The 12701-nt window shown below is 65.8% G+C and carries 16 protein-coding genes; 11 read left to right on the forward strand and 5 right to left on the reverse strand.

Features of this window, described 5'->3' with window-relative positions; translation table 11 throughout:
* Positions 1-195: 195 nt before the first annotated feature.
* Positions 196-702 carry a DoxX family protein gene (locus tag EN869_RS03655; RefSeq protein ID WP_127228477.1) on the forward strand — a complete coding sequence of 169 codons (507 nt, stop codon included), beginning with the start codon at positions 196-198 and terminating at the stop codon, positions 700-702.
* 10 nt (positions 703-712) lie between these two features.
* Here EN869_RS03655 and EN869_RS03660 read toward each other — a convergent pair whose 3' ends face one another.
* On the reverse strand, positions 713-1495 hold the full coding sequence (locus EN869_RS03660) for a glucose 1-dehydrogenase (RefSeq protein WP_127228476.1): 783 nt from the start codon (positions 1493-1495) through the stop codon (positions 713-715).
* Positions 1482-2513, reverse strand: a complete 1032-nt coding sequence (locus tag EN869_RS03665; RefSeq protein ID WP_127228695.1) for an L-idonate 5-dehydrogenase — start codon at positions 2511-2513, stop codon at positions 1482-1484. The genes EN869_RS03660 and EN869_RS03665 overlap by 14 nt, the downstream gene beginning before the upstream one ends.
* A gap of 179 nt (positions 2514-2692) precedes the next feature.
* Here EN869_RS03665 and EN869_RS03670 point away from each other — a divergent pair, with 179 nt between their 5' ends.
* Together EN869_RS03670 and EN869_RS34290 are read left to right on the forward strand one after the other, a co-directional pair.
* Positions 2693-3409, forward strand: coding sequence for a FadR/GntR family transcriptional regulator (locus EN869_RS03670; RefSeq protein ID WP_127228475.1), 717 nt, complete (start codon positions 2693-2695; stop codon positions 3407-3409).
* Complete coding sequence (locus EN869_RS34290) at positions 3399-3563, forward strand: hypothetical protein (RefSeq protein ID WP_167506955.1); 165 nt, start codon at positions 3399-3401, stop codon at positions 3561-3563. Before EN869_RS03670 ends, EN869_RS34290 begins: the two co-directional genes overlap by 11 nt.
* Before the next feature lie 5 nt (positions 3564-3568).
* Here EN869_RS34290 and EN869_RS03675 read toward each other — a convergent pair whose 3' ends face one another.
* Positions 3569-4339 (reverse strand): pyrroline-5-carboxylate reductase, encoded by a 771-nt coding sequence (locus EN869_RS03675; RefSeq protein ID WP_127228474.1) that lies wholly within the window; start codon positions 4337-4339, stop codon positions 3569-3571.
* A 169-nt stretch (positions 4340-4508) separates the two neighbouring features.
* Here EN869_RS03675 and EN869_RS03680 point away from each other — a divergent pair, with 169 nt between their 5' ends.
* The 3 genes from EN869_RS03680 to EN869_RS03690 all read left to right on the forward strand — a co-directional run bounded on the left by EN869_RS03680 (position 4509) and on the right by EN869_RS03690 (position 6253).
* Entirely contained in the window at positions 4509-4883 is a 375-nt protein-coding gene (locus tag EN869_RS03680) for a hypothetical protein (protein WP_127228473.1), read from the forward strand.
* A 63-nt stretch (positions 4884-4946) separates the two neighbouring features.
* Positions 4947-5798, forward strand: coding sequence for a hypothetical protein (locus EN869_RS03685; protein WP_127228472.1), 852 nt, complete (start codon positions 4947-4949; stop codon positions 5796-5798).
* An 86-nt stretch (positions 5799-5884) separates the two neighbouring features.
* Entirely contained in the window at positions 5885-6253 is a 369-nt protein-coding gene (locus EN869_RS03690) for a hypothetical protein (RefSeq protein WP_127228471.1), read from the forward strand.
* A gap of 38 nt (positions 6254-6291) precedes the next feature.
* Here EN869_RS03690 and EN869_RS03695 read toward each other — a convergent pair whose 3' ends face one another.
* Positions 6292-6582, reverse strand: coding sequence for a muconolactone Delta-isomerase family protein (locus EN869_RS03695; RefSeq protein WP_127228470.1), 291 nt, complete (start codon positions 6580-6582; stop codon positions 6292-6294).
* Positions 6583-6699: 117 nt separating this feature from the next.
* Here EN869_RS03695 and EN869_RS34965 point away from each other — a divergent pair, with 117 nt between their 5' ends.
* Together EN869_RS34965 and EN869_RS34970 are read left to right on the forward strand one after the other, a co-directional pair.
* Positions 6700-7077, forward strand: coding sequence for a LysR family transcriptional regulator (locus EN869_RS34965; RefSeq protein WP_245489523.1), 378 nt, complete (start codon positions 6700-6702; stop codon positions 7075-7077).
* Positions 7074-7583, forward strand: a complete 510-nt coding sequence (locus tag EN869_RS34970) for a LysR family substrate-binding domain-containing protein (RefSeq protein WP_245489537.1) — start codon at positions 7074-7076, stop codon at positions 7581-7583. Before EN869_RS34965 ends, EN869_RS34970 begins: the two co-directional genes overlap by 4 nt.
* Before the next feature lie 99 nt (positions 7584-7682).
* Here EN869_RS34970 and EN869_RS03705 read toward each other — a convergent pair whose 3' ends face one another.
* Positions 7683-8294 carry a TIGR00730 family Rossman fold protein gene (locus EN869_RS03705; RefSeq protein WP_127228469.1) on the reverse strand — a complete coding sequence of 204 codons (612 nt, stop codon included), beginning with the start codon at positions 8292-8294 and terminating at the stop codon, positions 7683-7685.
* 120 nt (positions 8295-8414) lie between these two features.
* Here EN869_RS03705 and EN869_RS03710 point away from each other — a divergent pair, with 120 nt between their 5' ends.
* The 3 genes from EN869_RS03710 to EN869_RS03720 all read left to right on the forward strand — a co-directional run bounded on the left by EN869_RS03710 (position 8415) and on the right by EN869_RS03720 (position 12460).
* Positions 8415-10013, forward strand: coding sequence for a LysM peptidoglycan-binding domain-containing protein (locus EN869_RS03710; RefSeq protein ID WP_127228468.1), 1599 nt, complete (start codon positions 8415-8417; stop codon positions 10011-10013).
* Positions 10014-10244: 231 nt separating this feature from the next.
* Positions 10245-10580 (forward strand): metalloregulator ArsR/SmtB family transcription factor, encoded by a 336-nt coding sequence (locus tag EN869_RS03715; RefSeq protein WP_127228467.1) that lies wholly within the window; start codon positions 10245-10247, stop codon positions 10578-10580.
* Complete coding sequence (locus EN869_RS03720; protein WP_127228466.1) at positions 10580-12460, forward strand: ABC transporter ATP-binding protein/permease; 1881 nt, start codon at positions 10580-10582, stop codon at positions 12458-12460. Before EN869_RS03715 ends, EN869_RS03720 begins: the two co-directional genes overlap by 1 nt.
* Positions 12461-12701: the final 241 nt, after the last annotated feature.

The raw sequence follows: 12701 nt of genomic DNA on the forward strand, positions 1-12701 counted from the left end.
CCGCAAGGCCGGAGAGGGGCCCGGCGCTGACCTCTCCCGCCAACACCAACTGTTGGGCGCCACGGCGGTAGCGCCCGAAAACCGGAGCCGGCGTTCCTCTCCCTCGCGCTGGCTCCGACCTTTCAACGTCGAGCACGCGGGCGCGCGTCCACGCGAACGCGTGATGGCCACTGTTTCCAAAGACTGGAGCCGACCATGATACCGAGCGAACTTGTCAAGAATCTGCATGCCAGGGACGTCGCCCTGCTTGCCGGCCGGCTGCTTCTGTCCCTGATCTTCGTGCATGAGGGACTGCAACTGGCGACGCATTTCGAGGGCGCTCAGAAAGCCATGGCCGCGCTCGGCGTCGGCACGCCGCTGCTCATCGCCACCATCCTGCTGCAGCTCGGCGCTGGCCTGTCGGTGGCGTTGGGCATACTGGCACGGCTCGGCGCGATCGGGCTCGGACTGTTCTGCCTGATGACGGCAAGCCTCTTCCACACCAATTTCGCCAGCCAGAACGAATTGCTGCATTTCGAGAAGGACCTGGCGATCGCCGGCGGCATGTTCATCCTGGCGCTCGCCGGTTCCGGCCGGCTGTCGGTCGACCGCGTGCTGGTCGAGATGATGAAGGGCAGGGCGGGCGCGAGCGCCAAGGTCGACACCACGGCCACGCCGGGCGAGCCGCATCTATCGACCGGTGTGACAAGCCTGCCGGTGTGACGCGGTCGCCTCACAACACGCTCGTGATCCCGCCATCGACCAGCAGCGTCTGCCCCGTCACGAAGCTTGCCGCATCCGATGCCAGGAACACGGCGGCACCCGCCAATTCCTCCACATCGCCCCAGCGCCGCATCGGGGTGCGGCCAGTCAGCCAGGTCGAGAATTTTTCGTCGGCGACCAGGGCGGCGTTGAGCTCGGTCTTGAAATAGCCGGGCGCGATTGCGTTGACGCGCACGCCGTGCTGGCCCCATTCGCCGGCCATCGACTTGGTCAGCATGGTGATCGCCCCCTTGCTCGCCGCGTAAGGCGCGATCGAGGGGCGGGCGAGCGCGCTCTGCACCGACGAGACGTTGATGATGACGCCCTTGCGGCGCTGGATCATGCCTTTCACCGCGGCGCGGCTCACCTTGAACACGCCGTCGAGATTGGTCGCCATCAGCGCGTCCCAGTCGGCGTCGGAAAAAGTCTCGAGCGGCGCGCGGCGCTGGATGCCGGCATTGTTGATGAGGATGTCGATCGGCCCGGTGCCGGATTCCGAAGCCGCGATTGCCGCATCGACCGATTGCGTGTCGGTGACGTCGATCAGCGTCTCCGTCACCGAATAGCCTTCGGAACGCAGCCTGTCGCCGGCAGCCTTGAGCTCGTCGGCCTTGCGGCCGCCGATGGTGACGCGCGCGCCGGCTCCGGCCAACGCCTCCGCGAAGGCGAGGCCCAACCCGCGGCTGGCGCCGGTGATGAAGGCATGTCTGCCTTCGAGGCCGAAGAGGCGGCCGAGATAATCAGTCGAACGCAATTTGCACCTTCATCGATTGCGATTTGTCGCTGGCCAGCTCGAAGGCTTTTCGCGCCTCGGCGAGCGGCAGCGTGTTGCTGAGCAGCGGCGCGACGTCGATGCGGCCGGAGCCGATCAGGTCGACGGCGAGGGCGAATTCCGTGTCGAAGCGGAAGCTGCCCTTCACCTGGATTTCCTTGGTGACGATCATCGACATCGAAAGCTCCGCCGTCGCGCCCTGGCCGACGGTCACCAGCGTGCCGCGCGGCTTGATGATAGGCAAGGCGCTGGCCACTGTCGCGCCCTGGCCGGCGGCCTCGAAGACGACGTCGAAATACCCCTTTTTGGCGGCATAGGCGTCCATCGCGTCGGCGTGGGTGGCGACATTGATGGTGCGGTCGGCGCCGGCTTGCGTGGCGTATTCCAGCGGCTTGTCCTGCACGTCGGTGACGACCACCTCGCGCGCGCCGGCAAAGCGCGCGGCCAGCACCAGCAGTGTGCCGATCGGCCCGGCGCCCATGATCAGCACGCGGCTGCCATAGACCGGCGCTTGGGCGACCGCATGCAGCGTCACGGCGAGAGGCTCGGCGAAGGCCCCGGCGGTGGGGTCGGCGTCCTTCGGCAGCGGCACGGCGTTTTCGGCGCGGCAGACCAGATGCTCGGCAAAACCGCCCTGCACGTGCGGGGTTCGCATCGCGGACCCCAGGAAGCGCATGTCGAGGCAATGGATCGGATGTCCGGCCCGGCAGAAGGCGCAGACGGCACAGGGATTGGCTGGATTGACGGCGACCGCCGTGCCCACCGCCGGCCCGGACACACCGGTGCCGAGCGCCTCGACGTGGCCGGCGATCTCATGGCCGAGGATCATCGGCTCCTTCATGCGCACGGTGCCGAAGCCGCCATGGCGGAAATAATGCAGGTCCGAGCCGCAAATGCCGCCGCGCGCAATGCGCACCAGCACCTCGCCGGGACCGGGCGTTGGCGTCTCGCGCTCCTCGACATGGAGGTCGAGCGGCTGGCGTAGCACCACAGCCCGCATCGAGGATGTTGGCGACAAACCGGCTCTCCGCTGCTTCGCTCGAATTTCTCTTCCCGCAGCTAACAGGAAAGCCGCGGCGGCTTCAACTGCATTTATCTGACAAATCAGATGATATGGACAGACCCGGCTCGGTGAGGTAACACCGACCGGTTGTTGGCAGACTAAACGGGCCGGGACAAATGGCAGGCAACCAGACCGCGTCGGTGACGGACGAGATAACCAATAGTCTCGGCCGCGAGATTCTCGGCGGGCTGTTTCCACCTGGCGCGACGCTGCTCGGCGAGGAAGAGATTTGCGCCCGCTTCGGCGCCAGCCGCAGCGCCGCCCGCGAGGCGGTGAAGATCCTGTGGGCCAAGGGGCTGCTGCTCACCCGCCCGCGGCGCGGCTCGCGCATCCGGCCGCTGAAGGACTGGAATTTTTTGGACCCGTCGGTGTTGGGCTGGCTGCGCGCCAGCGCCACACCGCGCCATTTCATCATCGAGCTTCTGGAAGTGCGGTTGGGCTTCGAATGCGAGGCGGCGGCCCTTGCCGCGAGCCGCAACAACGCGAACGAGATCGCGGCCATCCGCGAGGCTTTCGAAGCGATGCGCGCGGCGTCCTGCGGCCAGGGCGATCCGGTCCTGTCGGACGCCGCTTTCCATGAAGCCGTGCTTGCCGCCACCGGCAACCGCTTCTTCCTGCCGCTCACGGCCCTGATCCACACGGCGCTGCAGTATAGCGTGCCGACCACCAACGCGCTGTTCGGTCACCCGGTGGGCGATCTCGACGCGCATGGCAAGGTGCTGAAAGCGATCGAGGCTGGCGACCCCGCCGGGGCCCGCAAGGCCATGCACGACATGCTGTGTGAGGTGCTTGCCCGCGTGCGCACGGCTGTCGAACTCACCGGTGCTGGCTGAGTCGCTCAGGCCGGAATTGCAGCTCTGCGCGGCAATCGTCGGCGGCCTCATCGTCTCGCAGGGTTTGACGCTCTACACCACGCCGGTCGTTTATCTTTATTTGGACCGGCTCAGCTCCCGGAAGCCGTCGCTGCGGCTCGCGCCGGCGGAGTGATTGGACTACTTGCCCGCGACGCGCCGATGCACGCGCTCCAGGCTCTCCGCAAAGGCTTCGAACGTGCCGCGCTCGGTCAGCTCCCGCAGCACCTGCTCGTTGATGCCGCCGCGCGTCGCATAGTCCTGCGCAAGGTGCATGAAATCTTCGTCCGGCGCGGTGTCCGGTGCGTCGGCCAGCGCCTTGTAGATGCTGGTGATGTAGTCGCGAGCCTTGTCGCCCGGCACACCCTGGCCGCGCACCCAGGCGTGGATCGTGTCGAGATATTTGAAATAGCTCGCATAGGTGGCGGTGACGACGCTGAGCGCGTCGAACTCGCCCTGATCCTCGACCTCGATCACATCGCCCAGCCTGCCGAAGAACGCCGCCACGATCGGGTCCGGCGGGCACATGATCGTCGCGCCTTGCAGGCGCGCGATCATCGGCATGGGCAGCGCCTTGCCGACTTGCGCCGCCGGCGCCACGAGGCCGGCGATCTCCTCGCGCGAGATGGTGGCGATCAAGCTGATCACGTGATGGTCCGGCCGGAACCGCAGCTCCTTCAGCAGCTCGCGCGCGATCTGCGGCCGCACCGCCAGCATGACCGTGTCGCACTGGTCGAGCACGGCCTGGTTGTCGGCGGCGATGCGGACATCCGCATAGCGCGCGGCAAGCTCGGCGGCGATCGCCTCGTTGCGCGGCGAGACCACCACCGGCGTCGTCTCGCCCGGCAGCGATTTCAGCCCGGTGACGATGGCCGAGCTCAACGCACCCGTGCCGACAAAGCCAAGTCTCATTGAGGTCCCACTGCGTCTACCCGCCGACAATAGCAACGGTTCCGTTTCCGGCAAGGGGAGGAGGTTTGGCCAGCTGCGCCCGGAGTGTCTCGAAAGACAGGTCGTTGCCGTTACCTACAATTAAGGCCGAACCGGTACATTGCGTGGCGTCCGATCGGGGAATGTGGCCATGGGCCAGCGCGCGTTCATCACCCTGCTCATCCTGCTGGCGCTGCTCGTGGCGCTGTCGGCGACGTCCTTTCCAGGCGCGATGATCGGCTTCCTGTTCGGCATCACCATCGCCTTCTTCGTCGCCGGGCCGGCCATGCTGATCGGCAAGGTGCTTGAGAACAACGGCATCGCGATATCCGGCCAGACGGCCCTTTGGCTGCTAGCCGGCTTCTACGCGCTGTTCATCCTTGCCGCGGCATTCCAGATCTGGCGCCGGCTTCAGCGTCAGGAACCCGACCAGGCGCGATCCGCGGGGCTGCGGCTGGCGTTGCTGGTCGCGGTGCCGGCGATGGCATGGCTGTCGGTGAACGCGATGCAGGATGCCTGGCCGTAAGCCACTAGGCCTCGGCCCGACAAACTGGCAGGATGGGCAGACCACCGCGATTGAGGCGATCGCATGACCTTGCTGCAATTCCCGGTCACCGGCGAACAGGTCTCCAACGAGGAGACGGAAGAAGTGATCCGCGAGGCGGAACCGCATCGCGGCCTGGTGCGCTACCTTCCCGACGGCGGCGAGCTGTTCATCCACACGCGGGTGAATATGGCGCTGCTGCGCGCCGCCGCATCGCTGCCGGTCCTGCGCCTGAAGATCACGCCGCGCGTAAACGAATTGATGCCGCGCGATGGGCTGCTGACGCCCAAAGGGTCGCAGCGTAACTACGCTTTCCTCGAAAAGCTCTGCGAGGATCTGGCTGCCGCAAACTGCCCCGCTTGCTATATCGCCGAGCAGCATGGCGAGGGTCGCCGCGATTTCTACTTTACGACCGAAGACATCGCCGGTTTCGAACAGATAGCCGGCAAGGCCGCAGAGGCGCTGGCCTTTCCGCTCGCCGTGGAACGGCATTCGCTTGCCGCGTTGGCGCCGCTCATTCTTCCTACTGAAGCGATCGGCGATCTCGGGCTGGAAGTCGCGGCGGACGCCCGCATCCGGCCGACGCGCTTCGAGTTCTGGGGCGCTGAGCCGTCTCTGGCAAAGCTGCGCGCCGCGCTCGAAAAGCGCGGCTATCGCTTCCTTGGCATGGAGATAGTCTCGCACGAGCTCAGGATGGCGAAAGACGTGCCGATCGATGGCGAGGGATTCCGCGCTGTGCTGAAGGAAATCGTTCTTTTGGCCCGTTCGCTCCGATGCAGTTATTGCGGTACGGAGACCGTCGAGGGCCTGGATCAGTTCCTGCTCACCCGCCCGCTGTCCGAGCGCTACGGCGGCGCGCGCCTGGGACTTTTCGGCCGTCTCTTCGGTCACGGGTAGGCGCTGCCAAGAAGGCGGCGGCAGCCGTTACTTGCAATTAAGGCCGAACTGATACTTCCGGCTGTGTTCGATTGGAGAATGCGGCCGTGAGCCAGCGCGCTTTTATCGCTTCGCTCATCCTTTTGGCAGCGCTTGTCGCGCTGTCAGCGACGCCGTTTCCGGGCGTCCTGATCGCCTTTGCCGCCTGGCTGGTGGCAGGCCTTGCCGCCGCGGTCCCGATGATCCTGATTGGTGGCGTGTTGAAACTGGCAGGCATTCCTGTGACCGACACGGTCCTCTATTGGGTACTGGGCGCCGTCTATGCGCTGCTTGTTCCTGCCGCGGCATTTCGGGTGTGGCGACAACTGCAACAGCAAAATGCCGGCAAGGCTAGAAGGGCCGGACTGGAGTTGGCGCTGCTGGTCGCCGTACCGTCGATCATATGGATTTCGATGAAACAAAGCTGGCCATTGTGAGGACTGTCGCAGTCACGACAGCCCCGGTTCCCTGACGTTCACCGCTTCGGCCCGAAACCCGGATAGGGGTTGAGCGGCACGATCGCCGCGATATCCATCATACCGGCCTCGATCAGTGGCAGCGTGGCGAGATGGCCGCGCACTTCCGTCTCGTCGGCCGCCTCGAACATGATGCCGGTGCCGGGAACGTCGCCTCTGTTCCAGATCTGGCGTACCGCGCCTTGCACGTAGAGCGTCTTGCGCTGTTCGGACTCGGGCGGGAGCAGCGGCGCGAAGTCGGCGTCGCTGAACTTCTGGGTATTGCGGGCGAGCAGGGCAAAGAACTGCATGGCGGACTCCTGTGTGGCTGGTTGATGCCCGGAGATATCGTGCCGACTGGCCAGACTGTCCAAGACTGATTAGGCTATAGCTGAGACCGCCAAGGTCTTGACCTGTTGGAGCGAAAAATGCTCGACCTGCGCCAGATAAGATATTTCGTCGCCGTCGCCGAGGCCGGCAATGTCGGCCGCGCCGCCGAGCAATTGCACATCTCGCAGTCGCCATTGAGCCGGCAGATCATCCAGCTCGAGGAGCAACTCGGCGTCACTTTGTTCGAGCGGGCGAAGCAGCGCGTCCATCTCAATGCCGAGGGCAGGGCCTTCCTCGCCGAAGCCCGCGCGCTGCTTGCCAATGCTGCGCGGCTGGAAGAGCTCGGCCGCAGCCTTGCCAGCGGCGCGACAGGCAGCCTCGCCATCGGTTATGTCGAGGGCGCGGTGCATTCCGGCCTGGTCGCCGACATGCTGAAGGATTTCCGCCGAGGCGGCCGGATTTCCATCTGCAACTGAGGAGCCGGCGCACGGCGGCGCAATTCGAGGGTTTGCGCAGCCGCGTGCTCGATCTCGGCTTCGTCTACTCGGCGGCGCCGGAAGGCGATCCCGATCTTGAAAGCATGCTGGTGCGGCGCGAGCCGCTGGTGCTGGCAATGCCGGAAGGCGATCCGCTGGCCGGTGTCGCCGATATCGTTCCCGGCCATCTCGACGGCCGCGTCTGGATCACCGTCGTGCGCCAGCCCGGCGACACCAACCGCGCGCAATTCCTGGCGGCCTGTGTCGAATCCGGCTTCATGCCCGACATCGCCTACGAGACGGCCGATCCTTTGACCTCGCTTGGCCTTGTCAGCGCCGGCCTCGGCCTGGCGACGGTTCAGGAAAGCCTGCGCAGCGCGGCACCTCCGGGCGTGATCTTCCGTGACCTGCCCTGGTTCAAGCGCAGCGTCTCGATCCATCTGGCGTGGCGGCGCAATGACCGGAGGGCGGTGATTGGGGATTTGAGGAAGGCGGTAGGGCAGTAGGGGAGTAGGGGAGTAGGGGAGTAGGGGAAGCACTTCCCGCGCCGCTTGCGGCGCCCCAAACATACTCCCTTACTCCCCTATTCCCTTACTCCCCTAAACCTACATCTTATCGATCACCGCCCTTACCCCCTCCGTCGGCGCGTCGACCGACGATCCGGCCACCATGATGGCGGCGACGATCGCTTCTGGGTCGTTTACCACCAGCGGCTTCACGCGATGCGCGGTGTGGATGAAGCCTTCCTCCGACATGTGCTCGATCAGCGCCAGCATCGGGTCCCAGAAACCCTTGACGTTGGCGAAGACGATCGGCTTGCGGTGATGGCCGAGCTGCGCCCAGGTCATGATCTCGACGATCTCCTCCACCGTGCCGATGCCGCCGGGCAGCGCCACAAAGGCGTCGGATTTTTCGAACATGCTGTGCTTGCGCTCGTGCATGTTGTCGGTGATCAGCAATTCGTCGAGCTTGTCGAGCGCGGTTTCGGTCGCTTCCCTGTTGATCAGGAAGCGCGGGATGATGCCGGTGACCTTGCCGCCGGCCTTGAGCGCGCCATCGGCGACGGCGCCCATGATACCCTTGGTGCCGCCGCCATAGATCAGGCGCAAACCGGATTTGGCAAGCGAGCGGCCAAGTGTGTGGCCGGCCTTGATATAGGCCTCGTCGCGGCCCGGAGACGAGCCGCAATAGACGCAGACGGATCGAATCGTGTTCATGGCGATGATTGGTGATAGGGACGGTCGGCGGGGTCAAGCCCGCGGACGGGCTTTTTCTTGTGAGCTTGGAGAAAACACGCTAGACCGGGCGTTAGGTGGCTAAGGGGGCAACACAGAATTATGGCTATCAATCCTTCGAAGGCGTTTTTGTTCGCGGCGGGCGGCGTTGTCGTCGTCGCGGCGGTCGCCTACGGGTCGGGCGCGCTCGACCCCTATATCAACAACCAGAAGCCGGCGCAGGTCGCGGCACTGCCGCAGGGCGATGCCAAACCGGCTGAATCCTCGAGCACGAGCACCGAGGGCCGCGTGCCCCAGGCTCCTGCAAACACGATGGCTCCGGGCAATACCATGGCTCCGGCCAACAAGATGGCGCCGGCGAACAACGCCATGGCGCCCGCCAATACGATGGCATCGGCCAACAATGCGACCGCTCCAGCCGCCCAGGTGCCTGGCGCCGCGGCCGGCCCGACATTGCCGACCTTCGATGTCGTGCGCGTCGAAGGCAACGGCTCGATCGTCGTCGCCGGCAGCGCCGCGCCCAACGCCAAGGTCGAGATCCTGAATGGCGGCACGGTGCTCGGCTCGACCGATTCCGGTCCCGACGGCGCCTTCGCCATCGTGCTCGACGATCCGCTGAAGCCCGGCGATTACACGATCACGCTGCGCCAGACGGTTGGCGGCACGGCCATCGCCTCGGCCCAGACCGCCGTCGTCTCGGTGCCGCAGAGTCCGACCGGCCAGGTGCTGGCGATGGTCGAGGAGCCCGGCAAGGCCGCGCAGCTGATCACCGTGCCGCAGGCCGAGACCAAGCCGGCAGCGCCGGCGGCCGGCGACCAGGCAGCGCAAGCTCCGGCAACGACCGCGCCGGCTGCGTCCAATACGGCCCCGGCCGCGACCGCGCCTGCCGCCACCGATCAGGCGCAAACTCCGGCGACCGCAGCCGCTGGCGCGGAGCCCAAGATCGCCGTCGAGGCGGTCGAGATCGATGGCAGCAAGATCTTCGTCGCCGGCACGGCCGATCCCGGCCGCAAGGTGCGCGCCTATGCCGACGCTATCCTGCTCGGCGATGCCAAGACCTCGGCCGATGGGCATTTCCTGATCGAAGCGACGCGCGATATTCCGGTCGGCAGCTACACCATCCATGTCGACGGCCTGGACGATGACGGCGTCAAGGTCGTCGCCCGCGCCGCCGTGCCGTTCGAGCGAGAGCCCGGCGAGTCGATCGCCGCCGTCGCCCCAAGCGAGACGAAGACCGGCGAGACGAAGGCTCGCGAGGCCAAGCCGGCCGAGACCAAGCTCATACAAGGCCAGGGCGCTGGGTCCCTGGCCACGGAAGCCAAGCCGGCCGAAACCACCACGGTCACAACGACGGCCGAAGCGGCGAAACCCACAGCACCGGCAGCCGAGGCGCCCGCAAAGGTTGCCAAGGCGACGCCCTCGACCAACGTGCCCGAGACGGTCGCGCCGAAGCTGGAGCATGCGGACAGCGCCGTGATCATCCGCCGCAACGACACGCTCTGGCGCATCTCGCGCCGCGTCTACGGCCACGGCACGCGCTTCTCGACCATCTATCTCGCCAACAAGGACCAGATCCGGAATCCCGACCGCATCTGGCCGGGCCAGGTGTTCAAGGTGCCCTCGACGTCGAAGGAAGGCGAGGCCGCCGATATGAAGGCCATGGGCGAGCAGATGACCGCCGCGCCGGCGAAGACGGAGTAAGCGCTGCCAATCTCCCCCCTTGAGGGGGAGATGGCCGCGAAGCGGCCAGAGGGGGTCCTCGCGCGTAAAGCGGCGACGTCCTCTAAGCCGGCAGAAGAGTCGGCGATTGATGTGAGACGAGCCCTTCTGTCGCCTTCGACGACATTTCCCCCTCGAGTGGGGAGATCACCCGCTCTCTACCCATCCGCCTAGCTTGCCCTCCCACTCTCCATCGTCTATCGGCGATGGACGATGACCGAATCCCCCGAGACCCGCTGCACGGAAAGCCGCGCCATGGCACTGCGCCTGGCGGCGCTCTCGCATCCGGCGCGCATCGAGATCCTGAAGCGCCTGTCGGCCAGCGCCTGCTGCTCCTGCCGTGAGGTGGTCGATCATCTCGATCTCGCCCAGTCGACCGTTTCGCAGCACCTGAAGATCCTGGTCGAGGCCGGGCTCGTCCGCTTCGAGGCCGACCGCCAGCGCTCGCGCTACGCCGTCGACCATGCCGCCCTTGCGGGCGTCTCCGCCTCGCTCATCGAACTCGTCAACTCCTGCTGCCCCAGCTTCTCACCCAAAAGGCAAGATTAGTGGCCGAAAAGACCGTATCCGCCGAAGCCGGCACCCTCACGACCCTGCGCAACCTGTGGCCCTATATGTGGCCGGCCGAGCGCGCCGATCTCAGAGCCCGCGTCACCTGGGCGACGCTGCTTCTGGTGGTCGCCAAGGTGACGTTGGTCGCCGGCCCCTATTTCTTCAAATGGGCGACCGATGCGTTGGCCCACAGCCCGAAGACCCCGCCGCTGCCCGCCTTGTTGCTGGCGCCTGTGGCGCTGGTCATCGCTTACAACGTGCTGCGCCTGATCCAGCTCGGATTCAACCAGTTGCGCGACGCGCTGTTTGCGCGCGTCGGCCAGTATGCGGTGCGTCAGCTCGCCTACCGCACCTTCGTCCACATGCATGAGCTGTCGCTGCGCTTCCACCTCGAGCGCCGCACCGGCGGCCTGTCGCGCATCATCGAGCGCGGCACCAAGGGCATCGAAACGATCGTGCGCTTCATCATGCTGAACACCGCGCCGACCATTCTTGAATTCGCGCTGACGGCCGGCATCTTCGCCTTCACCTATGGCTGGAGATACGTCGCCGTGGTCGCCGTCACCGTGTCGCTCTACGTCTGGTTCACGGTCAGGGCAAGCGACTGGCGCATCTCGATCCGCCGTGACATGAACGACAGTGACACCGACGCCAACACCAAGGCGATCGACTCGCTGCTCAACTTCGAGACGGTCAAATATTTCACCAATGAGCGCATGGAGGCGGAGCGCTTCGACCGCTCGATGGCGCGCTACGAGATCGCCGCGACCAAGACCTGGACGTCGCTCGGCTGGCTGAACTTCGGGCAGGGCCTCATCTTCGGCGTCGGCACCGTCATCGTCATGTGCATGTCGGCGCTGGAAGTGCAGGCCGGCACCCAGACGGTCGGCGACTTCGTCTTCATCAATGCCATGCTCATCCAGCTTTCGGTGCCGCTCAACTTCATCGGCTTCATCTACCGCGAAATCCGGCAAGGGTTGACCGACATCGAGCACATGTTCGACCTGCTCGACGTGCCGCAGGAGATCGTCGACAAGCCGGATGCGAAGCCTTTGAAGGTTGGGCCGGGCAAGGTCGAGTTCCGTGACGTGCATTTCTCCTATGATCCCAACCGCAAGATCCTGAAGGGCGTCTCCTTCGAGGTGCCGGCCGGCAAGACGGTGGCGATCGTCGGCCCGTCGGGCGCCGGCAAGTCGACCATTTCCAGGCTTCTGTTCCGTTTCTACGACGTGCAGGGCGGCCAGGTGCTGATCGACGGCCAGGACATCCGCGATGTGACGCAGGACAGCCTGCGCGCCGTGCTCGGCATGGTGCCGCAGGATACGGTGCTCTTCAACGACACCATCGCCTACAACATCCGCTACGGCCGCGTCGGCGCCAGCGAGGACGAGGTGCGCAAGGCGGCCGAGCTCGCCCAGATCGGTCCGTTCATCGACAAGCTTCCGGAAGGCTACCGCTCGATGGTCGGCGAGCGGGGCTTAAAACTGTCGGGCGGCGAGAAACAGCGCGTGGCGATCGCCCGTACCATCCTCAAGGCGCCGCCGATCCTCATGCTCGACGAAGCGACCTCGGCGCTGGACAGCCACACCGAGCAGGAAATCCAGGCGGCGCTGGACCTCGTCAGCAAGGGCCGCACCACCATCGTCATCGCGCACCGGCTGTCGACGGTGATCTCGGCCGACGAGATCATCGTGCTCAAGGACGGCCAGATCGCCGAGCGCGGCACGCATGCCGCGCTTCTCGCCAAGCACGGCCTCTACGCCTCGATGTGGGACCGCCAGCGTGAGGCGACCGAAGCCGAAGAGCGCCTGCGCATCGCACGCGAGGGCGACGAGCTTGGTGTGATCGTGCGCAGAAGGACGGCGGAGGTGAGCTAGCGCAGACGTCCCCTTCTCCCCTTGTGGGCCTGTTGCGCAGTCATCGCGACCTAGCGCGCGGAGCGGTTTGGCCGTGAGGTCTCGCTCTGTTTTGGCTCTTGGGGTGGAGTTTGAGGGTGGCGATGCGGCCTTAGGCCGGATGCTGGACGCACCTATGGCGTGATGGCGGCCCATCGGCGCATGTTGAAGGCGATCGCTGCCATCGTCACTTGGGCTGCGGCCTTGGCCAGTCCGACATAGC

Source organism: Mesorhizobium sp. M2D.F.Ca.ET.226.01.1.1 (genome assembly GCF_004022705.2).
In the GTDB taxonomy this organism is placed as follows: domain Bacteria; phylum Pseudomonadota; class Alphaproteobacteria; order Rhizobiales; family Rhizobiaceae; genus Mesorhizobium.

Bases quoted from the DNA above. Each gene is read 5' to 3' on its own strand.
- EN869_RS03655 (WP_127228477.1), top strand. From the start codon at position 196: ATGATACCGAGCGAACTTGTCAAGAATCTGCATGCCAGGGACGTCGCC.
- EN869_RS03665 (WP_127228695.1), bottom strand. From the start codon at position 2,513: ATGCGGGCTGTGGTGCTACGCCAGCCGCTCGACCTCCATGTCGAGGAG.
- EN869_RS03670 (WP_127228475.1), top strand. From the start codon at position 2,693: ATGGCAGGCAACCAGACCGCGTCGGTGACGGACGAGATAACCAATAGT.
- EN869_RS03675 (WP_127228474.1), bottom strand. From the start codon at position 4,339: ATGAGACTTGGCTTTGTCGGCACGGGTGCGTTGAGCTCGGCCATCGTC.
- EN869_RS03680 (WP_127228473.1), top strand. From the start codon at position 4,509: ATGGGCCAGCGCGCGTTCATCACCCTGCTCATCCTGCTGGCGCTGCTC.
- EN869_RS03685 (WP_127228472.1), top strand. From the start codon at position 4,947: ATGACCTTGCTGCAATTCCCGGTCACCGGCGAACAGGTCTCCAACGAG.
- EN869_RS03695 (WP_127228470.1), bottom strand. From the start codon at position 6,582: ATGCAGTTCTTTGCCCTGCTCGCCCGCAATACCCAGAAGTTCAGCGAC.
- EN869_RS34965 (WP_245489523.1), top strand. From the start codon at position 6,700: ATGCTCGACCTGCGCCAGATAAGATATTTCGTCGCCGTCGCCGAGGCC.
- EN869_RS03705 (WP_127228469.1), bottom strand. From the start codon at position 8,294: ATGAACACGATTCGATCCGTCTGCGTCTATTGCGGCTCGTCTCCGGGC.
- EN869_RS03710 (WP_127228468.1), top strand. From the start codon at position 8,415: ATGGCTATCAATCCTTCGAAGGCGTTTTTGTTCGCGGCGGGCGGCGTT.
- EN869_RS03715 (WP_127228467.1), top strand. From the start codon at position 10,245: ATGACCGAATCCCCCGAGACCCGCTGCACGGAAAGCCGCGCCATGGCA.